The sequence below is a fragment of the Streptomyces swartbergensis genome (genome assembly GCF_002148965.1).
In the GTDB taxonomy this organism is placed as follows: Bacteria; Actinomycetota; Actinomycetes; order Streptomycetales; family Streptomycetaceae; genus Streptomyces; species Streptomyces swartbergensis.
In genome coordinates this window covers 20,369-46,653 of sequence record NZ_NGFN01000019.1, presented here as the reverse complement: position 1 = coordinate 46,653, position 26,285 = coordinate 20,369, and the positions used below count along the sequence as shown (strand labels likewise).

At 71.4% G+C, this 26,285-nt stretch carries 23 protein-coding genes; 20 read left to right on the top strand and 3 right to left on the bottom strand.

Annotated elements, in window-relative coordinates; genetic code table 11:
* The 4 genes from CA983_RS05600 to nusB form a co-directional block, all read left to right on the top strand.
* A partial coding sequence (locus CA983_RS05600; RefSeq protein ID WP_244206653.1) for an AAA family ATPase occupies positions 1-667 on the top strand: 667 nt, incomplete at its 5' end.
* Positions 668-911: 244 nt separating this feature from the next.
* Positions 912-2,021, top strand: a complete 1,110-nt coding sequence (locus tag CA983_RS05595; protein WP_086599766.1) for an aminopeptidase P family protein — start codon at positions 912-914, stop codon at positions 2,019-2,021.
* Between the two features lie 49 nt (positions 2,022-2,070).
* Positions 2,071-2,637: an elongation factor P gene (gene efp / locus CA983_RS05590; protein WP_010046444.1), complete on the top strand. Its 567-nt coding sequence runs from the start codon at positions 2,071-2,073 to the stop codon at positions 2,635-2,637.
* A 2-nt stretch (positions 2,638-2,639) separates the two neighbouring features.
* The gene (nusB, locus tag CA983_RS05585) at positions 2,640-3,074 is read left to right on the top strand and encodes a transcription antitermination factor NusB (protein ID WP_086599765.1); all 435 of its coding nucleotides are present in this window, start codon (positions 2,640-2,642) and stop codon (positions 3,072-3,074) included.
* A gap of 161 nt (positions 3,075-3,235) precedes the next feature.
* Here the strand turns inward: nusB and bldD are convergent, their stop codons facing one another.
* Positions 3,236-3,739 (bottom strand): transcriptional regulator BldD, encoded by a 504-nt coding sequence (gene bldD, locus CA983_RS05580; protein ID WP_018570201.1) that lies wholly within the window; start codon positions 3,737-3,739, stop codon positions 3,236-3,238.
* Between the two features lie 266 nt (positions 3,740-4,005).
* Between bldD and pyrR the strand changes: the two genes are divergently transcribed.
* From pyrR to CA983_RS05510, 14 genes are all read left to right on the top strand, one after another.
* Positions 4,006-4,572 (top strand): bifunctional pyr operon transcriptional regulator/uracil phosphoribosyltransferase PyrR, encoded by a 567-nt coding sequence (pyrR, locus tag CA983_RS05575; protein ID WP_086599764.1) that lies wholly within the window; start codon positions 4,006-4,008, stop codon positions 4,570-4,572.
* A 102-nt stretch (positions 4,573-4,674) separates the two neighbouring features.
* On the top strand, positions 4,675-5,652 hold the full coding sequence (locus CA983_RS05570; RefSeq protein ID WP_086599763.1) for an aspartate carbamoyltransferase catalytic subunit: 978 nt from the start codon (positions 4,675-4,677) through the stop codon (positions 5,650-5,652).
* A gap of 5 nt (positions 5,653-5,657) precedes the next feature.
* Positions 5,658-6,944 carry a dihydroorotase gene (locus CA983_RS05565; protein ID WP_086599762.1) on the top strand — a complete coding sequence of 429 codons (1,287 nt, stop codon included), beginning with the start codon at positions 5,658-5,660 and terminating at the stop codon, positions 6,942-6,944.
* Positions 6,941-7,510, top strand: coding sequence for a PH-like domain-containing protein (locus tag CA983_RS05560; protein WP_086599761.1), 570 nt, complete (start codon positions 6,941-6,943; stop codon positions 7,508-7,510). Before CA983_RS05565 ends, CA983_RS05560 begins: the two co-directional genes overlap by 4 nt.
* Positions 7,507-8,649, top strand: coding sequence for a glutamine-hydrolyzing carbamoyl-phosphate synthase small subunit (carA, locus tag CA983_RS05555; RefSeq protein WP_086599760.1), 1,143 nt, complete (start codon positions 7,507-7,509; stop codon positions 8,647-8,649). Before CA983_RS05560 ends, carA begins: the two co-directional genes overlap by 4 nt.
* Positions 8,642-11,950 carry a carbamoyl-phosphate synthase large subunit gene (gene carB, locus CA983_RS05550; protein ID WP_086599759.1) on the top strand — a complete coding sequence of 1,103 codons (3,309 nt, stop codon included), beginning with the start codon at positions 8,642-8,644 and terminating at the stop codon, positions 11,948-11,950. The genes carA and carB overlap by 8 nt, the downstream gene beginning before the upstream one ends.
* Positions 11,951-12,021: 71 nt before the next feature.
* Entirely contained in the window at positions 12,022-13,128 is a 1,107-nt protein-coding gene (locus CA983_RS05545; protein WP_086599758.1) for a quinone-dependent dihydroorotate dehydrogenase, read from the top strand.
* Positions 13,125-13,970: an orotidine-5'-phosphate decarboxylase gene (gene pyrF / locus CA983_RS05540; protein WP_086599757.1), complete on the top strand. Its 846-nt coding sequence runs from the start codon at positions 13,125-13,127 to the stop codon at positions 13,968-13,970. The genes CA983_RS05545 and pyrF overlap by 4 nt, the downstream gene beginning before the upstream one ends.
* A gap of 277 nt (positions 13,971-14,247) precedes the next feature.
* On the top strand, positions 14,248-14,571 hold the full coding sequence (locus tag CA983_RS05535) for an integration host factor (protein ID WP_003977346.1): 324 nt from the start codon (positions 14,248-14,250) through the stop codon (positions 14,569-14,571).
* 58 nt (positions 14,572-14,629) lie between these two features.
* A complete protein-coding gene (gene gmk, locus CA983_RS05530) occupies positions 14,630-15,223 on the top strand; it encodes a guanylate kinase (RefSeq protein WP_086599756.1) in 594 nt (197 codons plus the stop codon).
* Between the two features lie 71 nt (positions 15,224-15,294).
* Positions 15,295-15,567: a DNA-directed RNA polymerase subunit omega gene (gene rpoZ, locus CA983_RS05525; RefSeq protein ID WP_003988945.1), complete on the top strand. Its 273-nt coding sequence runs from the start codon at positions 15,295-15,297 to the stop codon at positions 15,565-15,567.
* Between the two features lie 114 nt (positions 15,568-15,681).
* A complete protein-coding gene (coaBC, locus tag CA983_RS05520; protein ID WP_107500201.1) occupies positions 15,682-16,884 on the top strand; it encodes a bifunctional phosphopantothenoylcysteine decarboxylase/phosphopantothenate--cysteine ligase CoaBC in 1,203 nt (400 codons plus the stop codon).
* Between the two features lie 238 nt (positions 16,885-17,122).
* Positions 17,123-18,331 (top strand): methionine adenosyltransferase, encoded by a 1,209-nt coding sequence (gene metK, locus CA983_RS05515; protein WP_086599754.1) that lies wholly within the window; start codon positions 17,123-17,125, stop codon positions 18,329-18,331.
* Positions 18,332-18,502: 171 nt separating this feature from the next.
* Positions 18,503-20,650, top strand: a complete 2,148-nt coding sequence (locus CA983_RS05510) for a primosomal protein N' (protein ID WP_086599753.1) — start codon at positions 18,503-18,505, stop codon at positions 20,648-20,650.
* 146 nt (positions 20,651-20,796) lie between these two features.
* On the opposite strand, the gene CA983_RS05505 is transcribed toward CA983_RS05510, so the two are convergent.
* Complete coding sequence (locus tag CA983_RS05505) at positions 20,797-21,342, bottom strand: hypothetical protein (protein ID WP_086599752.1); 546 nt, start codon at positions 21,340-21,342, stop codon at positions 20,797-20,799.
* Between the two features lie 318 nt (positions 21,343-21,660).
* On the opposite strand from CA983_RS05505, the gene fmt reads away from it, so the two are divergent.
* Both fmt and CA983_RS05495 read left to right on the top strand, forming a co-directional pair.
* Positions 21,661-22,593: a methionyl-tRNA formyltransferase gene (fmt, locus tag CA983_RS05500; protein WP_086599751.1), complete on the top strand. Its 933-nt coding sequence runs from the start codon at positions 21,661-21,663 to the stop codon at positions 22,591-22,593.
* A gap of 78 nt (positions 22,594-22,671) precedes the next feature.
* Positions 22,672-24,099, top strand: coding sequence for an RsmB/NOP family class I SAM-dependent RNA methyltransferase (locus CA983_RS05495; protein WP_086599750.1), 1,428 nt, complete (start codon positions 22,672-22,674; stop codon positions 24,097-24,099).
* Here the strand turns inward: CA983_RS05495 and CA983_RS05490 are convergent.
* Positions 24,080-26,272, bottom strand: a complete 2,193-nt coding sequence (locus CA983_RS05490; protein ID WP_086599749.1) for an MMPL family transporter — start codon at positions 26,270-26,272, stop codon at positions 24,080-24,082. The genes CA983_RS05495 and CA983_RS05490 overlap by 20 nt on opposite strands.
* Between the last annotated feature and the right edge of the window lie 13 nt (positions 26,273-26,285).

The window sequence follows — 26,285 nt, the reverse complement described above, 5'->3', positions numbered from 1 at the left end:
GGCCTCGGCTCCTCCGGCGCCGGACACCACCGGCCATGTGCCGCTGCCGCCCGGCGGTCCGGTCGCCATGCCCAGCGCGCCGCCCGCGGCGGCGGTCCCCGACCCGGCCGGTACGACGCTCGCCGTGCTGCTCATCGGGCCCGCGGGCGCCGGGAAGACCAGCGTCGCCAAGTACTGGGCGGACCATCGCCGGGTCCCGACGGCCCACATCAGCCTCGACGACGTACGCGAGTGGGTCCGCTCGGGCTTCGCCGACCCCCAGTCCGGGTGGAACGACCACTCCGAGGCGCAGTACCGCCTCGCCCGCCGCACCTGCGGATTCGCCGCGCGGAACTTCCTGGCCAACGGCATCTCCTGCATCCTCGACGACGCGGTCTTTCCCGACCGGCCCGTCGTCGGCCTCGGCGGCTGGAAGCGGCACGTCGGGCCGGGCCTGCTGCCGGTCGTCCTCCTTCCCGGGCTGGACATCGTCCTCGAACGCAACGCGGAGCGCACGGGCAATCGGCGGCTGACGGACGAGGAGGTCGCCCGGATCCATGGGCGGATGGCCGGGTGGTACGGGTCCGGTCTGCCGATCATCGACAACTCGCAGATGGATGTGCCGGAGACGGCGCGGGTGCTGGACGATGTGCTGGCCAGGTCGATTGCGAGTCCGCCGCAGTGGTAGTCGGCGTGGGGGCGGTGCGGTAACCCGGCGTTTTCAGTGCGCTGGGGCGTTGGTGCTGAGGCCGGGGCGTTGCGCAGCCCGGCGGAGCGGGGTGCCGCTTCTTTGGGACGGGTGCCGCCCTTAGCGGCACGATTGCCCGCAGCCAAGGCCACCGGCGCGCAGGCGAACCGCCCATCCGTCGCAGACGACCCCCACTCGGCCCTCCCGACCGGCGGCATCCCCCCGTCGCTCGTAGGCTCGGGTCATGTCAGAGGTGTACGCGGCCCGCCGGACGCGTCTGAGGGAATACTGCAACGCGGGCGGCAGCGCGGCGGCGCTGGTCTCCCGCCCCGCCAATGTGCGCTATCTCGCGGGCGCCGCCCCGCACGGCGCCGTTCTCTTGCTGGGCAAGACCGAGGACCTCCTCGTGTGCGCCGGCCCGACGGCCGACCGCCCCACGCAGGAGCGTCCCGACGAGGCCCTGCGCGTACAGACCCTGCCCGGTGTCGGCGGGGGCGACCCGGCCGTCGCGGCCGCCGGTCTCGCGGCGGGCCAGGGTGCCGACTCCCTCGCCGTGGAGGAGCACCACCTCACCGTGGCCCGGCACCGCGCCCTCGGCTCGGTCGCCCCCGGGCTGCGCCTGGCCAGCCTCGGCGGCGCGGTCGAGCAGCTCAGGGTCGTCAAGGACGAGGAGGAGATCTCCTGTCTCCGCATCGGCGCCGAGATCACCGACCAGGCCCTCGGCGAACTGCTGGAGTCCATCCTCGTCGGGCGGACCGAGCGCCATCTCGCCCTGGAGCTCGAAAGGCGCCTCGTGGATCACGGAGCGGACGGCCCGGCCTTCCCCACCTCCGTCGCCACGGGGCCGAACGCCGGACGGCCCGGGCACCGGCCCACCGACCGTCGCGTCGAGGAAGGTGACTTCCTCTCCGTCTGCCTCGGCGCGACGTACCGCGGCTACCGCTGCGAGATCGGCCGCACGTTCGTCATCGGCACCGCTCCCGCGGACTGGCAGATCGAGCTGTACGACCTGGTCTTCGCGGCGCAGCGGGCCGGACGTGAGAGCCTGGTACCCGGCGCCGCCTGCCGGGACGTCGACCGCGCAGCCCGCCAGGTGCTCGACTCCGCGGGGTACACGGAGGGCCTCACGGCCCTGACCGGACACGGGGTGGGGCTCGAAATCGACGAGGACCCTCAATTGAGTCCCGCGGCCATGGGTAAACTGGACGCTTGCGTGCCGGTCACCGTCGAACCTGGGGTCCACCTCCCGGGACGGGGCGGTGTCCGGATCGATGACACGCTCGTCGTCCGCCCCGAGGCGGATGGCGGACCCGAGCTACTCACCATCACGACCAAGGAGCTGCTCGCCCTGTAGGCAGGTGCGTGCCCCGGGGTCGTACGTCAGTCCAGGAGATTCCGCAACCGTGGCTTCCACGAACGACCTCAAGAACGGCATGGTGCTCAAGCTCGAAGGCGGCCAGCTCTGGTCCGTCGTCGAGTTCCAGCACGTCAAGCCCGGCAAGGGCCCGGCCTTCGTGCGCACCAAGCTCAAGAACGTGCTCTCCGGCAAGGTCGTCGACAAGACCTTCAACGCCGGCGTCAAGGTCGAAACGGCCACCGTCGACAAGCGCGACATGCAGTTCTCCTACATGGACGGCGAGTACTTCGTCTTCATGGACATGGAGACCTACGACCAGCTCATGGTCGACCGCAAGGCCGTCGGCGACGCCGCCAACTTCCTCGTCGAGGGCTTCACGGCCACGGTCGCCCAGCACGAGGGCGAGGTGCTCTTCGTCGAGCTGCCCGCCGCCGTCGAGCTGACCGTCCAGGAGACCGAGCCGGGCGTCCAGGGCGACCGCTCCACGGGCGGCACCAAGCCCGCCACGCTGGAGACCGGTCACCAGATCCAGGTCCCGCTCTTCATCACCACCGGTGAGAAGATCAAGGTCGACACCCGCACCAGCGACTACCTCGGCCGGGTGAACAGCTAACCGTGGCTGCCCGCAACACGGCCCGCAAGCGCGCCTTCCAGATCCTCTTCGAGGGCGACCAGCGCGGCGCCGAGGTCCTGACCGTCCTCGCCGACTGGGTCCGGCTCTCCCGGGCCGACACCCGGCAGCCGCCGGTGAGCGAGTACACGATGGAGCTGGTCGAGGGCTACGCGCAGCACGCGAAGCGCATCGACGAGCTGCTCGCCCAGTACTCGGTCGGCTGGACGCTCGACAGGATGCCGGTCGTCGACCGCAACATCCTGCGGCTCGGTGCCTATGAGCTGATCTGGGTCGACGAGACCCCGGACGCCGTCGTCCTCGACGAGATGGTGCAGATGGCGAAGGAATTCTCCACGGACGAGTCGCCCTCGTTCGTGAACGGCCTGCTCGGACGGCTCAAGGAGCTCAAGCCCTCGCTCCGCCGCGACGAGGTCTGAGACAGACGGAACGCCGGAGGGCCCGCAGCGTGACTGCCGCGGGCCCTCCGGCGTTCCCGTACCGTCGAGGGCTGCCAGGCCCTCAGAACGCCGCCGGGGTGGCCGAAACCATACGGTTTCGGCCACCCCGGCGGCACGTTTCTGCTGTCCCCCCGAAGCGGTCAGGCCTCCTCGTGGCTCGCCACAGCCCGGCGCGCGTCCGCGTCCAGGACGCCCCAGCTGATCAGCTGCTCGGTGAGGACCGAGGGCGACTGGTCGTAGATGACGGCGAGTGTGCGCAGGTCGTCCTGGCGGATCGAGAGCACCTTGCCGTTGTAGTCACCGCGCTGCGACTGGATCGTGGCCGCATAGCGCTGAAGAGGGCCCGCCTTCTCGGCCGGCACCGTGGCCAGCCGCTCCAGGTCCAGGACCAGCTTCGGCGGCGGCTCGGCGGCGCCGCCCGGGGTGGTGCCCGGGAGCAGCTCCTGTACCGGAACGCCGTAGAAATCCGCCAGCTCGGCAAGGCGCTGCACGGTCACGGCGCGGTCGCCGCGCTCGTACGAACCGACCACGACCGCCTTCCAGCGTCCCTGGGACTTCTCCTCGACACCGTGGAGGGAAAGGCCCTGCTGGGTGCGGATCGCCCGGAGCTTGGCCCCGAGCTGTTTGGCGTATTCGCTGGACATATAGCTCCCCGGCACTGTGTCGACGCGTCTGGCGTGGGTGCCAGGCCGCGCGGCTGGTAACTCACTGTGAGGTTACGCAGCGTTACTCTGCCGCGTCAAGCCGAATGGTCCGCACCGACTCTTCCGTGGTATCGGCACTCTGTTAGGCCGAGTGGGTGATCCGAGGGGGCCGTCCGGGCGACAGCGGGGGCCTGCTACCGTGGATGGCGCAATCCCGACGTCCTTTAAGGTCCGTCCCGTGAGGCGGAGAAGGAGGTCCGTTTCGTATGGACACGCACGACTCGCAGTCCGATGCCCGGCCCGTGCTCGAAGGGCCCGACATCGCACGGGTACTGACCCGTATCGCCCACGAGATCGTCGAACGCGCGAAAGGCGCCGACGACGTGGTCCTCCTCGGCATTCCGACCCGGGGCGTCTTCCTCGCCCGGCGGATCGCCGACAAGCTCGAGCAGATCACCGAGCGCAAGGTTCCGTGCGGCTCGCTCGACATCACCATGTACCGCGACGACCTGCGCATGCACCCGCCGCGTGCGCTGGCCCGCACGGAGATCCCCGGTGACGGCATCGACGGCAGGCTGGTCGTCCTCGTCGACGACGTCCTCTTCTCCGGCCGCACCATCCGCGCCGCCCTCGACGCCCTGAACGACATCGGGCGCCCCCGCGCGGTGCAGCTCGCGGTCCTCGTCGACCGCGGTCACCGCGAACTGCCCATCCGCGCCGACTACGTCGGCAAGAACCTCCCCACGTCGTTGCGGGAGACGGTCAAGGTCCAGCTCGCCGAGGAGGACGGTCGCGACACCGTGCTGCTCGGCGCCAAGCCGGCCGCCCAGTAGCGCTTCAGGCGTACGCCGCTGTCGTGCGCCGGCTCAGTGCGCGCTCTCGCGCGCCCGTCTGCCCCGAATCTCCCGTTTGAACTGCCTTACGGAGCCTGACAGATGCAGCGTCATCTCATCTCGGCCGCCGACCTCACCCGCGACGACGCCGTCCTGATCCTCGACACCGCCGAGGAGATGGCCCGGGTCGCCGACCGGCCGATCAAGAAGCTGCCGACCCTGCGCGGCCGCACGATCGTCAACCTGTTCTTCGAGGACTCCACCCGGACCCGGATCTCCTTCGAGGCCGCCGAGAAGCGGCTGTCCGCGGACGTCATCAACTTCTCCGCCAAGGGTTCGAGCGTGTCCAAGGGCGAGTCCCTGAAGGACACCGCCCAGACCCTGGAGGCCATGGGCGTCGACGCCGTGGTCATCCGGCACGGCGCCTCGGGCGCCCCGTACCGGCTGGCGAACTCCGGCTGGATCGACGCGGCCGTCGTCAACGCCGGCGACGGCACCCACCAGCACCCCACCCAGGCCCTGCTGGACGCCTTCACCATGCGCCGCCGCCTGATCGGCCCGGACGCCGGGATCGGCCAGGATCTCGAAGGCAAGCGCATCACCATCGTCGGCGACGTCCTGCACAGCAGGGTCGCCCGCTCCAACGTCGACCTGCTGCACACCCTCGGCGCCGAGGTCACCCTCGTCGCCCCGCCGACCCTGATGCCCGTCGGCATCGAGAGCTGGCCCTGCGAGGTGTCGTACGACCTCGACAGCACGCTGCCCAAGTCCGACGCGGTGATGATGCTGCGCGTCCAGCGCGAGCGCATGAACGCCGCCTTCTTCCCGACCGAGCGCGAGTACTCCCGGCGCTACGGCCTCGACGGCGACCGCATGGCGCGGATGCCCGAGCACGCCGTCGTGATGCACCCCGGCCCGATGGTCCGCGGCATGGAGATCACCGCCGAGGTCGCCGACTCCGACCGCTGCACCGTCGTCGAGCAGGTCGCGAACGGAGTCTCCATCCGGATGGCCGTCCTGTACCTGCTGCTGGGCGGAAACGAACCCGCCGTCACCCAGACCCGTACCGAGGAGAAGTAAGACAGATGAGCAAGATCCTGATCCGTGGTGCGAAGGTGCTCGGCGGCGAGCCGCAGGACGTGCTGATCGACGGCGGGACGATCGCCGAGGTGGGGGCCGGGCTGTCCGCCGAGGGCGCCGAGGTCGTGGAGGCCGAGGGCAAGGTGCTGCTGCCGGGCCTGGTCGACCTGCACACGCATCTGCGCGAGCCCGGCCGCGAGGACTCCGAGACCGTCCTCACCGGTACGCGGGCTGCGGCCTCCGGCGGCTACACCACCGTGTTCGCCATGGCCAACACCTTCCCCGTCGCCGACACCGCCGGTGTCGTCGAGCAGGTCTGGCGGCTCGGCAAGGAGCACGGCTACTGCGACGTCCAGCCGATCGGTGCCGTCACCGTCGGCCTGGAGGGCCGCAAGCTCGCCGAGCTGGGCGCCATGCACGAGTCGGCCGCCGGGGTCACCGTCTTCTCCGACGACGGCAAGTGCGTCCACGACGCCGTGATCATGCGCCGGGCCCTGGAGTACGTGAAGGCCTTCGGCGGTGTCGTCGCGCAGCACGCGCAGGAGCCGAGGCTGACGGAGGGCGCCGAGATGAACGAGGGCGTCGTCTCCGCCCAGCTGGGGCTCGGGGGCTGGCCCGCGGTGGCCGAAGAATCGATCATCGCCAGGGATGTCCTGCTCGCCGACCACGTCGGCTCCCGCGTCCACATCTGCCACCTGTCGACCGCCGGGTCCGTCGAGATCGTCCGCTGGGCCAAGTCCCGCGGCATCGCCGTCACCGCCGAGGTCACCCCGCACCACCTGCTCCTCACCGACGAGCTGGTCCGCACGTACAACCCCGTCTTCAAGGTGAACCCGCCGCTGCGCACCGAGCGCGATGTGATGGCGCTGCGTGAGGCGCTCGCCGACGGCACGATCGACATCGTCGCCACCGACCACGCCCCGCACCCGCACGAGGACAAGGACTGCGAGTGGGCCGCGGCCGCCATGGGCATGGTCGGCCTGGAGACCGCGTTGTCAGTGGTGCAGGAGACCATGGTCGACACGGGCCTGCTGGACTGGGCCGGCGTCGCCGACCGTATGTCCTTCAAGCCCGCGCAGATCGGACAGGCCAAGGGGCACGGCCGTCCCGTCTCGGCAGGTGAGCCCGCCAACCTCACCCTCGTCGACACGGCATACCGTGGCCCTGTGGACCCCGCGGGCTTCGCCTCGCGCAGCCGCAACACCCCCTACGAGGGTCGTGAGCTGCCGGGCCGTGTGACGCACACGTGGCTGCGGGGCAAGGCCACGCTCGTCGACGGGAAGCTCACGTGACACCTGTACTCCTGCTGGCCGCCGAGAAGGAATCGGCGCAAGTGACCGACTGGGCCGCCCGCATCGGCTGGGTCGTCGGCCTCACCCTGTTCGTCGCGCTCGTCTACTGGCTGATGCGCGAGGGCTGGAAGTGGCGCGGCACGCTCCAGGGCGACCTGCCCGAGCTGCCCACGACCCCGGAGGAGACGGGCCAGGCGCTCCTGACCATGAGCGGCCGCTACCACGGCTCCACCACCGCCGGACAGTGGCTGGACCGCATCGTCGCGCACGGCCTGGGCACCCGCAGCCGCGCCGAGCTGACTCTCACGGACGCGGGACTGGACGTCGTACGCCCCGGGGCGAGCGACTTCTTCGTCCCGGCCGCACAGCTCCGCGAGGCCCGGCTCGACAAGGGAATCGCCGGCAAGGTGCTCACCGAGGGTGGCCTGCTCGTCGTCACCTGGGAGCACGGCGACAAGCTGATCGACTCCGGCTTCCGCTCCGACCACGCGGCCGAACACAACGAGTGGGTCGAGGCCATCAACTCCATGATCGAAACGAACAGCAGGGAAGGCGCCGAACGATGACCACCTCCACCAGGGGAGCCGCCAAAACTCCCGCCGTACTCGTCCTGGAGGACGGCCGGGTCTTCCGCGGCCGTGCTTACGGGGCCGTGGGGGAGACCTTCGGCGAAGCGGTGTTCTCCACCGGCATGACCGGCTACCAGGAGACCCTCACCGACCCGTCGTACCACCGCCAGGTCGTGGTGATGACCGCACCGCACGTCGGCAACACCGGCGTCAACGACGAGGACATGGAGTCCAAGAGGATCTGGGTCTCCGGCTACGTCGTGCGCGACCCCGCGCGCGTGCCGTCCAACTGGCGCTCCAGGCGCTCGCTGGACGAGGAACTGGCCGCGCAGGGCGTCGTCGGCATCTCCGGCATCGACACCCGCGCCCTCACCCGCCACCTGCGCGAGCGCGGCGCGATGCGCGTCGGCATCTTCAGCGGTGACACGATCAAGGACGACGCCGCGCTGCTGGCCCGCGTCCAGGACGCCCCGCAGATGAAGGGCGCGAACCTCTCCGCCGAGGTCGCCACCACCGAGCCGTACGTCGTCCCCGCGATCGGAGAGAAGAAGTTCACCGTCGCCGCCGTCGACCTCGGCATCAAGGGCATGACCCCGCACCGCATGGCCGAGCGCGGCATCGAGGTGCACGTGCTCCCGGCGACCGCGACCGTCGAGGACGTCTACGCGGTGAACCCGGACGGCGTGTTCTTCTCCAACGGCCCGGGCGACCCGGCCACCGCCGACCACCCCGTCTCCGTCATGCAGGGCGTCCTGGAGCGCGGCACCCCGCTGTTCGGCATCTGCTTCGGCAACCAGATCCTGGGCCGCGCGCTCGGCTTCGGCACCTACAAGCTGAAGTACGGCCACCGCGGCATCAACCAGCCGGTGCAGGACCGTACGACCGGCAAGGTCGAGGTCACCGCGCACAACCACGGCTTCGCCGTCGACGCCCCGCTCGACCAGGTCTCCGAGACCCCGTTCGGCCGCGCCGAGGTGTCCCACGTCTGCCTGAACGACAACGTGGTGGAGGGGCTCCAGCTCCTCGACCGCCCCGCCTTCAGCGTCCAGTACCACCCCGAAGCGGCAGCCGGCCCGCACGACGCCGCCTACCTGTTCGACCGCTTCGTATCCCTGATGGAGGGCCAGCGTGCCTAAGCGCACCGATATCCAGTCCGTCCTGGTCATCGGCTCCGGCCCGATCGTCATCGGCCAGGCCGCCGAGTTCGACTACTCCGGCACCCAGGCGTGCCGCGTCCTGAAGGCCGAGGGCCTCAGGGTCGTCCTGGTGAACTCCAACCCGGCGACGATCATGACCGACCCGGAGATCGCCGACGCCACGTACGTCGAGCCGATCACCCCCGAGTTCGTCGAGAAGATCATCGCCAAGGAGCGCCCGGACGCGCTGCTGCCCACCCTGGGCGGCCAGACGGCCCTCAACACCGCGATCTCGCTGCACGAGAACGGCGTCCTGGACAAGTACGGCGTCGAGCTGATCGGCGCCAACGTCGAGGCGATCCACAAGGGCGAGGACCGCGACCAGTTCAAGGAGGTCGTGGAGGAGGTCCGCAAGAAGATCGGCCACGGCGAGTCCGCGCGGTCCTACATCTGCCACTCCATGGACGACGTCCTCAAGGGCGTCGAGGAACTCGGCGGCTACCCCGTCGTCGTCCGCCCCTCCTTCACCATGGGCGGCGCCGGCTCCGGCTTCGCGCACGACGAGGAGGAGCTGCGCCGCATCGCCGGTCAGGGCCTCACCCTCTCGCCGACCACCGAGGTGCTCCTGGAGGAGTCCATCCTCGGCTGGAAGGAGTACGAGCTGGAGCTGATGCGCGACAAGCACGACAACGTCGTGGTCGTCTGCTCCATCGAGAACTTCGACCCCATGGGCGTGCACACCGGCGACTCCATCACCGTCGCCCCCGCGATGACGCTGACCGACCGCGAGTACCAGACCCTTCGCGACATCGGCATCGCCGTCATCCGCGAGGTCGGTGTCGACACCGGCGGCTGCAACATCCAGTTCGCCGTGAACCCCGAGGACGGCCGGGTCATCGTCATCGAGATGAACCCGCGCGTGTCCCGCTCCTCGGCGCTCGCCTCCAAGGCGACCGGCTTCCCGATCGCCAAGATCGCCGCCAAGCTCGCCGTCGGCTACACGCTGGACGAGATCCCGAACGACATCACGCAGGAGACCCCCGCCTCCTTCGAGCCGACGCTCGACTACGTGGTCGTGAAGGCCCCCCGCTTCGCCTTCGAGAAGTTCCCGAGCGCGGACTCCACCCTCACCACCACGATGAAGTCGGTCGGCGAGGCCATGGCCATCGGCCGCAACTTCACCGAGGCCTTCCAGAAGGCCCTGCGCTCGCTGGAGAAGAAGGGCAGCCAGTTCACGTTCGTCGGCGAGCCCGGCGACAAGTCCCGGCTCCTGGAGCAGGCGGTCCGTCCCACCGACGGCCGGATCAACACCGTCATGCAGGCCATCCGCGCGGGCGCCACGCCCGAGGAGGTCTTCGCGTACACGAAGATCGACCCCTGGTTCGTCGACCAGCTCTTCCTGATCAAGGAGATCGCGGACGAGCTGGCCGAGGCCCCCGAGCTGACCCCCGATCTGCTCGCCGAGGCCAAGCGGCACGGCTTCTCCGACCAGCAGATCGGCGAGATCCGCGGCCTGCGCGAGGACGTCGTCCGCGAGGTCCGGCACGCGCTGGGCATCCGCCCGGTCTACAAGACGGTCGACACCTGCGCCGCCGAGTTCGCCGCGAAGACGCCGTACTTCTACTCGTCCTACGACGAGGAGACCGAGGTCGCCTCCCGCGAGAAGCCGGCCGTCATCATCCTGGGCTCCGGCCCGAACCGCATCGGCCAGGGCATCGAGTTCGACTACTCCTGCGTCCACGCCTCCTTCGCGCTGAGCGACGCGGGCTACGAGACCGTGATGGTCAACTGCAACCCGGAGACCGTCTCCACGGACTACGACACCTCCGACCGCCTGTACTTCGAGCCGCTGACGCTCGAGGACGTGCTGGAGATCGTGCACGCCGAGCGGCAGGCCGGACCGGTCGCGGGCGTCATCGTCCAGCTCGGCGGCCAGACCCCGCTGGGCCTGTCGCAGGCGCTGAAGGACAACGGCGTGCCGATCGTCGGCACCTCCCCGGAGGCCATCCACGCCGCCGAGGACCGGGGCGCCTTCGGCCGCGTCCTCGCCGAGGCGGGCCTTCCGGCTCCCAAGCACGGCACCGCCACCACCTTCGCCGGCGCCAAGGCCATCGCCGACGAGATCGGCTACCCGGTCCTGGTGCGTCCCTCGTACGTCCTGGGCGGGCGCGGCATGGAGATCGTCTACGACGAGACCCGGCTGGAGTCCTACATCGCGGAGTCGACCGAGATCAGCCCCTCGCGGCCGGTCCTGGTCGACCGGTTCCTCGACGACGCGATCGAGATCGACGTCGACGCCCTCTACGACGGCGAGGAGCTCTACCTCGGCGGCGTCATGGAGCACATCGAGGAGGCCGGCATCCACTCCGGCGACTCGGCGTGCGCCCTGCCCCCGATCACGCTCGGCGGCTTCGACATCAAGCGCCTGCGTGCCTCCACGGAGGGCATCGCGAAGGGCGTCGGCGTGCGCGGCCTGATCAACATCCAGTTCGCGCTCGCGGGCGACATCCTCTACGTCCTGGAGGCCAACCCGCGCGCCTCCCGGACCGTCCCCTTCACCTCGAAGGCGACCGCCGTGCCGCTGGCCAAGGCCGCCGCCCGCATCTCGCTGGGCGCCACGATCGCCGAGCTGCGCGCCGAGGGCCTGCTGCCTGCCAGTGGCGACGGCGGCGAGCTGCCGTTCGACGCGCCGATCTCCGTCAAGGAGGCCGTCATGCCGTGGTCGCGCTTCCGCGACATCCACGGCCGCGGCGTCGACACGGTCCTCGGCCCGGAGATGCGCTCCACCGGCGAGGTCATGGGCATCGACTCCGTCTTCGGCACGGCGTACGCCAAGTCGCAGGCGGGCGCCTACGGCCCGCTGCCCACCAAGGGCCGCGCCTTCATCTCGGTCGCCAACCGCGACAAGCGCTCGATGATCTTCCCGGCCCGCGAGCTGGTCGCCCACGGCTTCGAACTGCTCGCCACGTCCGGCACGGCCGAGGTCCTCAAGCGCAACGGCATCAACGCCACGATCGTGCGCAAGCAGTCCGAGGGCACCGGCCCGAACGGCGAGAAGACCATCGTCCAGCTCATCCACGACGGCGAGGTCGACCTCATCGTCAACACCCCGTACGGCACCGGCGGCCGCCTCGACGGCTACGACATCCGTACGGCGGCCGTGGCACGCTCCGTGCCCTGCCTGACGACGGTCCAGGCGCTCGCGGCGGCGGTCCAGGGCATCGACGCCCTCAACCGCGGCGAGGTGAGCGTCCGATCGCTCCAGGAACACGCGGAACACCTGACCGCGGCCCGCGACTAGCAGCCCCGAGGGGGACACCGGAAACGGTGTCCCCCTCTTCGTGAGGACGCCCATGTCTTCGTGAGGACATCATGTACAAGATCTTCTTCAGTCTGCTCTTCAAGCGGATGGACCCGGAGCAGGCCCACCACCTCGCCTTCCGCTGGATCCGCCTGGCCGCCCGCGTGCCCGTGCTGCGCACCTTCCTCGCGGCCGCCCTCGCGCCCCGCCACAAGGAGCTGCGCACGGAGGCCTTCGGGCTGCGCATGCACGGCCCCTTCGGGCTCGCCGCGGGCTTCGACAAGAACGCCGTCGGCATCGACGGCATGGCGATGCTCGGCTTCGACCACGTCGAGATCGGCACGGTCACCGGTGAGCCCCAGCCCGGCAATCCCAAGCAGCGGCTGTTCCGGCTGGTCAAGGACCGGGCGCTGATCAACCGCATGGGCTTCAACAACGACGGCTCGCTCCGCGTCGCCGCCCGCCTGGCCTCCCGGACGCCCGTCTTCAGGACCGTCGTCGGCGTCAACATCGGCAAGACCAAGGTCGTACCCGAGGAGGAGGCCGTCGCGGACTACGTGAAGTCTGCCGAGCGGCTGGCGCCCTACGCCGACTACCTCGTGGTCAACGTCTCCTCCCCGAACACGCCCGGTCTGCGCAACCTCCAGGCCACCCAGGCGCTGCGGCCCCTGCTGAGCGCCGTGCGCGAGGCCGCCGACCGCGCGGTGTCCGCGCGGCGCGTCCCGCTCCTGGTCAAGATCGCGCCGGACCTCGCCGACGAGGACGTCGACGCCGTCGCCGACCTGGCCGTGGAACTCGGCCTGGACGGGATCATCGCCACGAACACCACCATCGCGCGCGAGGGACTCGGTCTGAAGTCCGACCCCTCCCTGGTGAAGGAGACCGGCGGCCTGTCCGGGGCGCCCCTGAAGGCACGCTCCCTGGAGGTCCTGCGTCGCCTCTACGCGCGCGTGGGCGACCGGATCACCCTGGTGGGGGTCGGGGGCGTCGAGAACGCCGAGGACGCCTGGCAGCGCATCCTGGCCGGTGCCACGCTGGTCCAGGGATACAGCGCCTTCATCTACGAGGGGCCGTTTTACGCTCGCGACCTCCACAAGGGGCTCGCCGCGCGCCTGCGCACCAGCCCGTACGCCACGCTCGCCGACGCGGTGGGCGCCGACGTGAGGAAGACGGCATGAGTGGTCTCGAACCCTTCGGCGCCCGCCTGCGCCGCGCCATGGACGAGCGCGGCCCGCTCTGCGTCGGCATCGACCCGCACGCCTCCCTGCTCGCCGAGTGGGGCCTGAACGATGACGTGGCGGGCCTGGAGCGGTTCAGCCGCACGGTCGTCGAGGCCCTGGCCGACCGGGTCGCCGTGCTCAAGCCGCAGAGCGCGTTCTTCGAGCGGTTCGGCTCGCGCGGCGTCGCCGTCCTGGAGAAGTCGGTGGCCGAGGCGCGGGCCGCGGGCGCACTGGTCGTGATGGACGCCAAGCGCGGCGACATCGGCTCGACCATGGCCGCGTACGCCGAGTCCTTCCTGCACAAGGACGCGCCGCTGTTCTCCGACGCGCTGACCGTCTCGCCCTACCTCGGCTACGGCTCGCTGAGCCCGGCCGTCGCGCTGGCACGGGAGAGCGGCGCCGGGCTGTTCGTGCTGGCGCTGACCTCCAACCCGGAGGGCGGCGAGGTCCAGCACGCCGTGCGGTCGGACGGCCGGAACATCGGAGCGACCATGCTCGCGCACCTGTCCGCCGAGAACGCGGGGGAGGAGCCCCTGGGGTCCTTCGGCGCGGTCGTCGGCGCGACCCTCGGTGACCTGTCGTCGTACGACCTGGACATCAACGGCCCGCTCCTCGCGCCCGGCATCGGTGCCCAGGGGGCCACGCCGGCCGATCTTCCCCGGGTCTTCGGGAGGGCGGTGCGCAATGTCGTGCCGAACGTCAGCCGGGGAGTGCTACGCCACGGTCCCGACGCGGTCACGCTGCGTGATGCCGCGGAGCGCTTCGCGGAGGAGATCCGTCACACCGTGACCTCCTCCTGACGTCCTCCTGACCTCTCCCGGACTCCTCCGATGAGTGGTCCGGGGCGCGCTTGAGTCTGAATACATCCTCAAATCCGGGGCAGTATGTCCTAAATATCCCTTCAGATGAAGGCTGACCAGGACTTTTCCGCTGTTCTCGCTGACTCTGGCGGACTTGCCCGCTAGTCTCCGACGAGAGTGAACGGGCAAGCGTGTTGCTCGTAGCTCCCCAGGTGTGGGGCGACTAGGTTCCTCACCGGTCCGTATCCGACAGTTCGACATCCGAGGTGACGTAGGCGTGGCTCTTCCGCCCCTTACCCCTGAACAGCGCGCAGCCGCGCTCGAAAAGGCCGCCGCGGCTCGCCGGGAGCGGGCCGAGGTCAAGAATCGACTCAAGCACTCCGGCGCCTCCCTTCACGAGGTCATCAAGCAGGGCCAGGAGAACGACGTCATCGGCAAGATGAAGGTCTCCGCCCTCCTCGAGTCGCTCCCGGGCGTGGGCAAGGTCCGCGCCAAGCAGATCATGGAGCGACTCGGTATCTCCGAGAGCCGTCGTGTGCGCGGCCTCGGTTCCAACCAGATCGCCTCCCTGGAGCGCGAGTTCGGCAGCACCGGCTCCTGAACCGGGCACTCCGGGGAAGCGAGTCCCGGGCACTCCGGGATTGCTGGATAATCGCTGCATGGCTGCAACACCCCGGGGGACGACCCCCGTACCCCCGGACGTACGTCCGCGGCTGACCGTGCTCTCCGGCCCCTCCGGGGTCGGCAAGAGCACGGTCGTCGCCCATATGCGCAAGGAACACCCCGAGGTCTGGCTCTCGGTGTCGGCGACGACCCGCAAGCCCCGCCCCGGCGAGAAGCACGGAGTCCACTACTTCTTCGTCACCGACGACGAGATGGACAAGCTGATCGCCAACGGCGAACTGCTGGAGTGGGCCGAGTTCGCCGGCAACCGCTACGGCACGCCGCGTGCGGCCGTGCAGGAGCGCCTGGAGAAGGGCGAGCCCGTACTCCTCGAGATCGACCTCCAGGGCGCCCGTCTGGTCCGGGAGTCGATGCCCGAGGCCCAGCTGGTGTTCCTGGCTCCCCCCTCCTGGGAGGAGCTGGTGCGCAGACTCACCGGGCGGGGCACCGAACCGCCCGAGGTGATCGAGCGCCGGCTCCAGGCGGCGAAGACCGAGCTGGCCGCCGAGCCGGAGTTCGATACGACCCTCGTCAACACCTCCGTCGAGGACGTGGCTCGCGAGCTGCTAGCCTTGGTAGGCGTCGTGTGACCATCGCTGATCGTTTCCGGGTCTCGCTGATCACCCCGACAGAATCTTTCCCATCCATCGGAAGGTAGAGCGTGTCCTCTTCCATCTCCGCGCCCGAGGGCATCATCAACCCGCCGATCGACGAGCTCCTCGAGGCCACCGACTCGAAGTACAGCCTCGTGATCTACGCGGCCAAGCGGGCCCGCCAGATCAACGCGTACTACTCGCAGCTCGGCGAGGGTCTCCTCGAGTACGTCGGTCCTCTCGTCGACACCCACGTCCACGAGAAGCCGCTCTCGATCGCCCTTCGCGAGATCAACGCGGGGCTGCTGACGTCCGAGGCCGTCGAGGGCCCGGCGCAGTAAGTAGTATTTGCAGCTTGACGCTGACTTTTCCACAGGCCCGGCAGGCCGACTGCCGGGCCTGTGGTGTGTCATGGAGTCGTACGTTGTGCCGGTTGCCGAGGTCCGGGGAGAGACGTGGACAAGCCGAAGGTCGTTCTGGGGGTCAGCGGCGGCATCGCCGCGTACAAGGCCTGTGAGCTGCTGCGGCGGCTGACGGAGTCGGGCCATGACGTGCGCGTGGTGCCCACCGCCTCCGCGCTGCACTTCGTCGGCGCCGCCACCTGGTCCGCGCTCTCCGGGAACCCGGTCTCCACCGAGGTGTGGGACGACGTGCAGGAGGTCCCGCACGTCCGCATCGGACAGCACGCCGACCTGGTCGTCGTCGCCCCCGCCACCGCCGACATGCTCGCCAAGGCGGCCCACGGCCTCGCCGACGACCTCCTCACCAACACGCTGCTCACCGCCCGCTGCCCGGTCGTCTTCGCCCCCGCCATGCACACGGAGATGTGGGAGCACCCGGCCACCCAGGAGAACGTGGCGACGCTGCGCCGCCGCGGCGCCCTCGTCATCGAGCCGGCCGTGGGCCGTCTCACCGGAGTCGACACCGGCAAGGGCCGGCTGCCCGATCCGGGAGAGATCTTCGAGGTCTGCCGCCGAGTGCTGGCCCGGGGCGTGACCGAGCCGGACCTGAAGGGCCGGCATGTCGTGGTCAGCGCCGGCGGCACCCGCGAGCCCCTGGACCCCGTCCGGTTCCTCGGCAACCGCTCCTCCGGCAAGCAGGGCTACGCCCTCGCCCGCACCGCGGCCGCCCGCGGCGCCCGCGTCACGCTGGTCGCGGCCAACAGCGCCCTGCCCGACCCGGCCGGCGTGGACGTCGTCCCCGTCGGCACCGCCGTGCAGCTGCGCGAGGCGGTGCTGAAGGCCTCCGCCGACGCGGACGCGGTGGTCATGGCGGCGGCGGTGGCGGACTTCCGCCCGGCGGTGTACGCGGCCGGGAAGATCAAGAAGAAGGACGACCAGGAGCCCGAGCCGATCACCCTGGTGCGGAATCCGGACATCCTCGCGGCGATCTCCGCCGACCGCGTACGCCCGGGACAGGTGATCGTCGGCTTCGCGGCGGAGACCGACGACGTGCTCGCCAACGGCCGCGCGAAACTGAAGCGCAAGGGCTGTGATCTGCTGGTGGTGAACGAGGTCGGGGAGAGCAGAACCTTCGGTTCCGAGGAGAACGAGGCCGTCGTCCTCGGCGCCGACGGCAGCGAGACCGCGGTGCCGCACGGCCCCAAGGAAGCCCTGGCCGAAACCGTCTGGGACCTGGTGGCCGAGCGCCTTCGCTGATGTTTCAGTCCCTCTGCGCCCCCGTGAAACCCGGCCGATCGGGGCGTGGCGCCTCTGGCCAACGCAGCACGGCATTGGGCAGAATGCCCGTGCCGCAGGTCACAGCGCTTCCGAGTGTCGAGACAGGGAGTCCGTGGCCCAAGCGTGACCGATAAGCTGTTCCACGGACGGCGCCGGGTGCAGCCCCCGCCGTCCGCCAAATGATCAGCCAGCAGCCGCTGCAACCCCAGGGAGCGTTGTGTCCCGTCGCCTGTTCACCTCGGAGTCCGTGACCGAGGGTCACCCCGACAAGATCGCTGACCAGATCAGCGACACCATTCTCGACGCGCTGCTCCGCGAGGACCCGACCTCTCGGGTCGCCGTCGAAACCCTGATCACGACCGGCCTGGTGCACGTGGCCGGCGAGGTCACGACCAAGACGTACGCGGACATCGCGACGCTGGTCCGGAGCAAGATCCTCGAAATCGGCTACGACTCCTCGAAGAAGGGCTTCGACGGCGCCTCCTGCGGTGTCTCGGTGTCGATCGGCGCGCAGTCCCCGGACATCGCCCAGGGCGTGGACACGGCTTACGAGTCCCGTGTCGAGGGCGACGAGGACGAGCTCGACAAGCAGGGCGCGGGCGACCAGGGCCTGATGTTCGGCTACGCGACGGACGAGACGCCGACGCTGATGCCGCTGCCGATCTTCCTGGCGCACCGCCTGTCGAAGCGCCTGTCCGACGTGCGCAAGAACGGCACCATCCCCTACCTGCGCCCGGACGGCAAGACGCAGGTCACCATCGAGTACGACGGCGACAAGGCGGTCCGCCTGGACACCGTCGTGGTCTCCTCGCAGCACGCCTCCGACATCGACCTGGACTCGCTCCTGGCTCCGGACATCAAGGAGTTCGTCGTCGACCCGGAGCTCAAGGCACTGCTCGACGAGGGCATCAAGCTCGACACGGAGAACTACCGGCTCCTGGTCAACCCCACCGGCCGCTTCGAGATCGGCGGCCCGATGGGTGACGCCGGCCTGACCGGCCGCAAGATCATCATCGACACCTACGGCGGCATGGCCCGCCACGGCGGCGGTGCCTTCTCCGGCAAGGACCCGTCCAAGGTCGACCGCTCCGCGGCGTACGCGATGCGCTGGGTCGCCAAGAACGTGGTCGCCGCGGGTCTCGCCACCCGCTGCGAGGTCCAGGTGGCGTACGCCATCGGCAAGGCCGAGCCGGTCGGTCTGTTCGTCGAGACCTTCGGCACCGCCAAGGTCGACACGGAGAAGATCGAGAAGGCGATCGACGAGGTCTTCGACCTCCGTCCGGCCGCCATCATCCGCGACCTCGACCTGCTCCGCCCGATCTACTCCCAGACGGCGGCGTACGGCCACTTCGGCCGCGAGCTTCCCGAGTTCACCTGGGAGCGGACGGACCGCGTGGACGCGCTGCGCAAGGCCGTGGGGCTGTAAGTCCCCGCAGGACGGCCGGGCCGCAGGCCCGACGCCGTCGCGGTACCTCGCGAGGCCCGGCACCCTTCGGGGCGCCGGGCCTCGTCGTGCGTCCGGTGTCCGTCCGGTGTCCGGGCAGGACGGGTACTCGGGTGCCGCCGGATGTCAGTGGCGTTTGGTAAGAATGCAAGCGTGAGCAGCGAGAACGAACAGGCGGGCGGCGGCGCGGAGGGTGCGCCGCCCGAGCAGCTCGCGCTCATCCGGGAGAGTGTGCGGAAGGCGAAGACGCCCCGGGCCAAGCCGCGGACCTGGCGGGGGGCCGCGCTCGCCAAGGACCTGCCCGTCGCGCGGGTGCTCGTCGACAAGGGCGTGCTCCATCTCGACCGGTACTTCGACTACGCCGTGCCCGAGGAGCTGGACGAGCAGGCCCAGCCGGGCGTGCGGGTGCGGGTGCGCTTCGGGGCCGGGCGGCACCGGGTGCGGGAAGGGCGGCGCGAGGGCGGCGGCCTGATCGACGGGTTCCTCGTCGAGCGGCTGCCCGAGTCCGACTACTCCGGGCCGCTGGCCGCCCTCGCCCAGGTCGTGTCGCCCGAGCGCGTGCTGAGCGAGGAACTGCTGGGCCTGGCCCGGGCGGTCGCCGACCGGTACGCGGGCAGCCTCGCCGACGTCCTGCAACTCGCCGTGCCGCCGCGCAACGCCCGGGCCGAGCAGCGCCCCTCGCCCGCGCCGCTGCCGCCGCCCCCGGCGCCCGAGGCGGGCTCCTGGCAGCGGTACGAGCGGGGAGCGGCCTTCCTGGAATCGCTGGCCTCCGGCGGTGCGCCACGGGCCGTGTGGAACGCGCTGCCCGGCCCGGAGTGGAGCGAGGAGTTGGCCCGGTCCGTCGCGGCGGCGCTGGCCTCCGGTCGCGGGGCCCTCGCCGTCCTGCCCGACGGGCGGGCGGTCGCGCGGGTCGACGCCGCCCTGACCGCCCTGCTGGGGGAGGGGCGGCACGCGGTGCTCACCGCCGACGCGGGGCCCGAGAAGCGGTACGCGCAGTGGCTCGCGGTCCGGCGGGGTTCCGTACGGGCCGTGATCGGGACCCGGGCCGCGATGTTCGCGCCCGTCCAGGACCTCGGGCTCGTGGCCATCTGGGACGACGGGGACGACAGCCACAGCGAGCAGCACGCCCCGCAGCCCCACGCTCGTGAGGTGCTGCTGCTGCGGGCCGCCCAGGACAAGTGCGGCTTCCTGCTGGGCAGCTGGGGCTGCACGGTGGAGGCCGCGCAGCTCGTCGAGAGCGGTTGGGCGCGCCCGCTGGTCGCCGGGCGTGAGCAGGTGCGCGCCGCCGCTCCGCTCGTCCGCACCGTCGGGGACGGGGACCTCGCGCGGGACGAGGCCGCCCGGGCCGCCCGGCTGCCGACCCTCGCCTGGCAGGTCGTCAGGGACGGCCTGCGGCACGGTCCGGTGCTGGTGCAGGTGCCCCGGCGGGGATACGTGCCGCGCATGGCGTGTGCCAACTGCCGGGCGCCCGCCCGGTGCCGGCAGTGCTCCGGGCCGCTGGAGACGCGGGACGGCGGCGCGTTGTGCTGCGGGTGGTGCGGCCGTGAGGAGAGCGGCTGGCACTGCCCGGAGTGCGGTGCCTTCCGGCTGCGCGCCTCGGTGGTGGGCGCCCGGCGGACCGCCGAGGAGCTCGGACGGGCCTTCCCCGCCGTTCCGGTGCGGACCTCGGGGCGTGAACATGTGCTCGACACGGTGCCGGGGGCGCCCGCGCTGGTGGTGAGTACGCCCGGGGCCGAGCCCGTCGCCGAGGGCGGGTACGCGGCGGCGCTGCTGCTGGACGGGTGGGCCATGCTCGGGCGGCCCGATCTGCGCGCCGGGGAGGACGCGTTGCGGCGGTGGATCGCGGCGGGGTCGCTCGTCCGGCCGCAGCCGGCCGGCGGCACGGTGGTGGTCGTGGCCGAGCCGACCCTGCGGCCCGTCCAGGCGCTCGTACGGTGGGACCCCGTCGGCCATGCGGTGCGGGAACTCGCCGAGCGGGCCGAGCTGGGGTTTCCGCCGGTGTCGCGGATGGCGGCCGTGTCGGGGCAGCCGGAAGCCGTGGCCGAGTTTCTCCGTGCGGCGGAACTGCCGGCGGAGGCCGAGGTACTGGGGCCGGTGCCGTTGCCCGTGCCCGCAGCGGGGCGACCGCGTCGGGCGGGGGCGCCGCCGCCCGGGGAGCAGTGGGAGCGGGCGCTGATCCGGGTGCCGCCGGGGAAGGGCGCGGCGCTGGCCGCCGCGCTGAAGGCCGCGCAGGCCGCGCGGATGGCTCGGGGAAGTGCTGAGCCTGTCTGGGTGCGGATCGATCCGGCTGACATCGGGTGAGCCACTGCCGGGGTCCGGCGGGGCGGTGTCCGCGGAGACGCTGCCCTCGGCACAGTGACGCGGTCGCAGGGCCGAGAGACGGCAGCGTCCGGATACGTCGCTGCCCTCCCGGAGGTGCTCCGGGAGGGCAGGGGCAGGAGGGTCGCTCAGCCGTTGCGCGGGCCGGGGAAGGCCGTCGGCCTGGCCTCGTCGCGGAGTGCAGGGCTGCCCGCCGTCGGCTGGGTGGGCATGGAGCGGGCCGCCGGGACCGTCGGGACGGTGGGGAGGCCGGTGTTCACACCGACCGGGCGGGAGCCCGACGGCTCCGGCGTGCGCTCCGCCTCGGCCGCGGCCGGCTGGGCCGTGGCACGGCGGGCGCCGTAACGGCGGTGGACCGCCTGCTTGGTGACTCCGAGCGCGGAGCCCACCGCGTCCCACGAGAAGCCGAGTGAGCGGTCGAAGTCCACGGCCGCCGTCACCAGGGTCTCGACACTGTCCCGCAGCTCCTGGGCGAGACGTACCGTCGGGGCGGGGGCGCGTCCGTAGACGACGAAGCCCGTGGAGGGGCCGGAGCGGCGCGGGCGGTAGACGTTGCCCAGCTGGGCGGTGAGTGTGCGCAGTGCGTCCACCTGCCGGCGGACCCGCTCGATGTCCCGCACCAGCAAGTGCAGGCTGGCCCGAGCCTGGGCGTCGTGGGTTGCGTGGTCGGCCATGAACAAGCCTCTCGAACCGGCGTTGAAAGGAATGGGCCGCGATCGCGGCCCGATGTGGTCAACTCTGTCTTGACCAACGCGGATTCGCTCCGCGGGTCACGGTGTGGGGGCGTGGGGGAATGTGCGTGCGCCTGTTTGCGCGGGGCGTGCGCCTCGGCCTTCGGCCTTTGTCTCCCACCCGCGCACCACCCGTGACTCTCCGTCGAGTGGCCCGGCCTCCGGTGGGGGGCGAGCGCCGTCGGCGGCTTTCCACGGCGGGGCTCATAGACTTGTGTGCCGCCCGCCGTTCATCCCCGTCCGAGAGGCCCCCACCACCCCATGAAGCTCGTCTTCGCCGGTACACCCGAGGTCGCCGTTCCCGCTCTGGACGCTCTTCTCGCCTCCGAGCGGCATGAGGTGGCCGCTGTCGTCACGCGGCCCGACGCGCCGGCCGGGCGGGGGCGCAGGCTCGTCGYGTCGCCCGTCGCCGAGCGGGCGGAGGAGGCCGGGATCGAGGTGCTGAAGCCCGCGAAGCCGAAGGACCCCGAGTTCCTGGAGCGGCTGCGGGAGATCGGACCGGACTGCTGTCCCGTCGTCGCCTACGGCGCCCTGCTGCCCCGTGTCGCCCTGGACGTCCCCACGCACGGCTGGGTCAATCTGCACTTCTCCCTGCTGCCGGCCTGGCGCGGTGCCGCGCCCGTGCAGCACGCCATCATGGCCGGGGACGAGATCACCGGGGCCTCCACCTTCCTGATCGAGGAGGGGCTCGACTCCGGGCCGGTGTACGGGACGGTCACCGAGGAGATCAGGCCCACCGACACCAGCGGGGATCTGCTGACGCGGCTGGCCTTCGCCGGGGCCGGGCTGCTCGCGGCGACCATGGACGGGATCGAGGACGGCAGGCTGAAGGCCGTACCGCAGCCGGCCGAGGGCGTCAGCCTGGCCCCGAAGGTCAACGTCGAGGACGCCCGCGTCGACTGGACCGCTCCCGCGCTGCGCGTCGACCGGATGGTGCGGGGCTGCACTCCGGCTCCCGGCGCCTGGACCACGTTCCGCGGTGAGCGGCTCAAGCTCATCCAGGTCACCCCCGTGCCGGACCGGACGGATCTCGCCCCGGGGCAGATCTCCGCCGGGAAGAACAACGTGTACGTCGGCACCGGCTCGTACGCCGTCGAGCTGGTCTGGGTGCAGGCCCAGGGCAAGAAGCCGATGCGGGCGGCGGACTGGGCACGCGGGGTGCGGATCGCCGAGGGCGAGCGGCTCGGGGGCTGACGGGGGCTGACACAGCGACACGTCCGGGGCGGCGTAGGCTGGACGGCGCACTTCTTCTCACACCCGGAGCACCTTTTCGTGAGCGACCAGCCCCGTCGGCCCCGTACGTCCGGCAAGCCCTACCGTCGGCCCAAGAAGGACCCCGTCCGCATCCTCGCCTTCGAGGCACTGAGGGCTGTGGACGAGCGGGACGCCTACGCCAACCTCGTTCTGCCGCCGCTGTTGCGCAAGGCGCGGGAGAAGGAGGGGCCCGAGACGTTCGACACCCGCGACGCGGCGCTCGCCACCGAGCTGGTGTACGGGACGCTGCGACGGCAGGGGACCTACGACGCGGTGCTCTCGGCCTGCGTGGACAGGCCGCTGCGGGAGGTCGACCCGCCGGTGCTCGATGTGCTGAGCCTCGGCGCGCATCAGCTCCTCGGGACGCGGATCCCGACGCACGCGGCCGTGTCCGCCACCGTCGAGCTCGCGCGGGTCGTGCTCGGCGACGGGCGGGCCAAGTTCGTCAACGCCGTGCTGCGGAAGGTCGCGCAGCACGACCTGGACGGCTGGCTGGAGCGGGTCGCGCCGCCCTACGACGCGGATCCCGAGGAGCATCTCGCCGTCGTCCACTCGCATCCGCGGTGGGTCGTGTCGGCGCTGTGGGACTCCCTCGGCGGCGGTCGCGCCGGCATCGAGGACCTGCTGCGCGCCGACAACGAGCGGCCCGAGGTGACCCTGGTGGCGCGGCCCGGGCGGGCCACCGCCGAGGAACTGCTGGAAGAGGACGCCGCCCTGCCGGGGCACTGGTCGCTGTATGCCGTGCGGCTGACCGAGGGCGGTGAGCCGGGCGCCGTCGCGGCCGTGCGGGAGGGGCGTGCGGGCGTGCAGGACGAGGGCAGCCAGCTCGTGGCGCTCGCCCTCGCGGGCGCGCCGCTGGACGGGCCCGACCGGCGGTGGCTGGACGGGTGTGCGGGGCCCGGCGGCAAGGCCGCGCTGCTCGGTGCCCTCGCGGCCCAGCGGGGCGCGCTGCTCGTCGCCTCCGAGAAGCAGACCCACCGCGCCGGGCTCGTGGCCAGGGCGCTGGCGGGGAACCCCGGGCCGTACCAGGTGATCGCCGCCGACGGGACGCGTCCGGCGTGGCGGCCCGGCAGTTTCGACCGCGTGCTGGTCGACGTGCCGTGCACCGGGCTCGGTGCCCTGCGGCGCCGCCCCGAGGCGCGCTGGCGGCGCCGGCCGGAGGACCTGGAGGGGTTCGCGCCGTTGCAGCGCGGACTGCTGCGCACCGCCCTGGAGTCGGTGCGGGTCGGCGGTGTCGTCGGCTACGCGACCTGCTCGCCGCACCTCGCCGAGACCCGGGCCGTGGTCGCCGACGTGCTCAAGCAGCACCCCGACACCGAACTCCTCGACGCCCGTCCGCTGCTGCCCGGCGTACCGGACCTGGGAGAGGGGCCCGATGTGCAGCTGTGGCCGCATCTGCACGGGACCGACGCGATGTACCTGGCCCTCATTCGCCGGACCGGCTGACCCCCGCTCCGACGCTCTCCCGGGCCGCCGCACCGCCGTCCTCCTTGGCCAGCCGGTGCGGCCACCACACCTTCGGGCCCACGTCCAGGAACAGAGACGTCACCAGCACCGAGCGCACGATGAACGTGTCGATGAGGACGCCGAGGGCGACCGCGAAGCCGATCTCGGCGAAGGCGACCATCGGGAGGGTGCCGAGGGCGGCGAAGGTGCCGGCCAGGACCAGGCCGGCGGAGGTGATGACCGCTCCGGTGGTGGCGAGCCCGGTGACCACGCCCGCTCTGGTGCCCTGGCGGGCCGCCTCCTCGCGGATGCGTGTGGTGAGGAAGATGTTGTAGTCGATGCCCAGGGCGACCAGGAAGACGAAGACGAACAGCGGGAAGTCCGTCGCCTCGCCCGCGTAGTCGAAGACGTACCGGAACACGAGCGCGCTGATGCCGAGGGCCGCCGCGAACGACAGGATCACCGTCCCGACCAGCAGCAGCGGGGCGATCAGGGCGCGCAGCAGGACGCACAGGATCAGCAGGACGACCACCAGCACCAGCGGGATGATCAGCATGTTGTCGTGCGTGGTCGCCTCGTCCATGTCGAGCAGGGCCGCCGTACCGCCGCCCACCTGGGCGTCGGCGTCCGGCACCGCGTGCACGGTGCCCCGCACCCGCTCCACCGTCTCCTTGGCGGCCTCGCTGTCCGCCGGGGCGGTCATGGTGGCCTCGAACAGGACCTTGCCCTCGAAGGCCGGTTTGGTGCCGGGCGGCAGCCCGAGGGACTGGGGTACCACGCCCTGCGTCGCCGCCACCGCGCGGCCGACCTGCTCGGCCTGCGCCTGGTTGCTGATGATGACCAGGGGATCGCCGCTGCCCGCCGGGAAGTAGCGCGCCGAGACCTCCTGGCCGGTGATCGAGTCCGGTTTCCCGGTGAACGCGTCCGCGTTGCCGATGCCCTCCGCGCGCAGCTGGATCAGGCCCAGCGAACAGACCGCCAGAGCCAGTGCCGTGACGGCCCAGGTCATGCGCGGGCGGCGGGCGATACGGCGGCCCATGCGCGCCCAGATGCCGCGCTCGGTCGGGTCGGGCGTGCCGTAGTGCGGGATCACCGGCCAGAAGATCCACCGGCCGAAGATCACCAGCAGGGCGGGGAAGAGGCTCATCATCGCCAGCAGGGCGACCGCGACGCCGATCGCGGCCACCGGGCCCAGGCCGCGCGTGGAGTTCATCTCGGCGGCCAGCAGCACCAGCATGCTCAGCACGACCGTCGCGCCGGAGGCGAGCACCGCGGGGCCCGCGCGGTGCAGCGCCAGGGCCATCGCCTCGTGCCGGTCCTCGTGCCGGCGCAGCTCCTCCCGGTAGCGGGCGACCAGCAACAGGGCGTAGTCCGTCCCCGCGCCGAAGACCAGCACCGTGAGGATGCCGGCGCTCTGGCCGTTGACCGTCAGGCCCGCGTGCTCGGCCAGCAGGTAGATCAGCGCCTGGGAGGCGAACAGCGCGCAGACCACCGAGACCAGGGGGACCAGCAGCAGGGTCAGGCTGCGGTACGTGATGAGCAGCATGACGATGACGACGGTCATCGCCGAGAACAGCAGCGTCGAGTCGATGCCCTCGAAGGCCTCCGCGAAGTCCGCCGACGTGCCGCCCGGGCCCGTGATATGCACGGCCAGGCCGCCGCCGCCCTCGCCGACGTCGTCACGGATGGAGTCGACGGCGGGCGAGATCCGCTCCCAGCCCTCCTCGTCCATCGTGATCGGCACGAAGACCTGCGCCGCCCGCGGATCGTCCGGCCGGTCGAAGACCGGTCCCCGGGTCTCCGCGCCCCGGATGCCGTGGTCACGCAACTCCTTGAGCTGCCGCACGTCCTCGGCGATCTGAGCCCGGTCCTGGGCCGTCAGCCCGCCGTCCCGGGCGTAGATCACGATCGCCGGGATCTGCTCCGGCCGGAAGTCCTCGGAGATCTCCAGCACCTGCGTCGACTCCGCGGACCCCGGCAGCCAGGACGACGCGTCGTTGTCCTGCGCGTCGGTGAGCTTCATGGCGAACGGCGCGGCGACGAACAGCACCACCACCCACAGCACCAGCACCAGCCACTTGGCCCGCCGCCCGCAGACGAGGTGCGCGACGCCCTGTTTCACGGCAACCCCCACTGCGACCCGGGACCGATGCCCACAACCCCCGGAGGGCATGGCAGTCTTAGGA

What these genes read in the sequence shown, in the direction of transcription:
- CA983_RS05595 (WP_086599766.1), top strand. Translation starts at nt 912, where the DNA reads ATGTCAGAGGTGTACGCGGCCCGCCGGACGCGTCTGAGGGAATACTGC.
- bldD (WP_018570201.1), bottom strand. Translation starts at nt 3,739, where the DNA reads ATGTCCAGCGAATACGCCAAACAGCTCGGGGCCAAGCTCCGGGCGATC.
- pyrR (WP_086599764.1), top strand. Translation starts at nt 4,006, where the DNA reads ATGGACACGCACGACTCGCAGTCCGATGCCCGGCCCGTGCTCGAAGGG.
- CA983_RS05570 (WP_086599763.1), top strand. Translation starts at nt 4,675, where the DNA reads ATGCAGCGTCATCTCATCTCGGCCGCCGACCTCACCCGCGACGACGCC.
- CA983_RS05565 (WP_086599762.1), top strand. Translation starts at nt 5,658, where the DNA reads ATGAGCAAGATCCTGATCCGTGGTGCGAAGGTGCTCGGCGGCGAGCCG.
- carA (WP_086599760.1), top strand. Translation starts at nt 7,507, where the DNA reads ATGACCACCTCCACCAGGGGAGCCGCCAAAACTCCCGCCGTACTCGTC.
- CA983_RS05545 (WP_086599758.1), top strand. Translation starts at nt 12,022, where the DNA reads ATGTACAAGATCTTCTTCAGTCTGCTCTTCAAGCGGATGGACCCGGAG.
- pyrF (WP_086599757.1), top strand. Translation starts at nt 13,125, where the DNA reads ATGAGTGGTCTCGAACCCTTCGGCGCCCGCCTGCGCCGCGCCATGGAC.
- gmk (WP_086599756.1), top strand. Translation starts at nt 14,630, where the DNA reads ATGGCTGCAACACCCCGGGGGACGACCCCCGTACCCCCGGACGTACGT.
- CA983_RS05505 (WP_086599752.1), bottom strand. Translation starts at nt 21,342, where the DNA reads ATGGCCGACCACGCAACCCACGACGCCCAGGCTCGGGCCAGCCTGCAC.
- CA983_RS05490 (WP_086599749.1), bottom strand. Translation starts at nt 26,272, where the DNA reads ATGCCCTCCGGGGGTTGTGGGCATCGGTCCCGGGTCGCAGTGGGGGTT.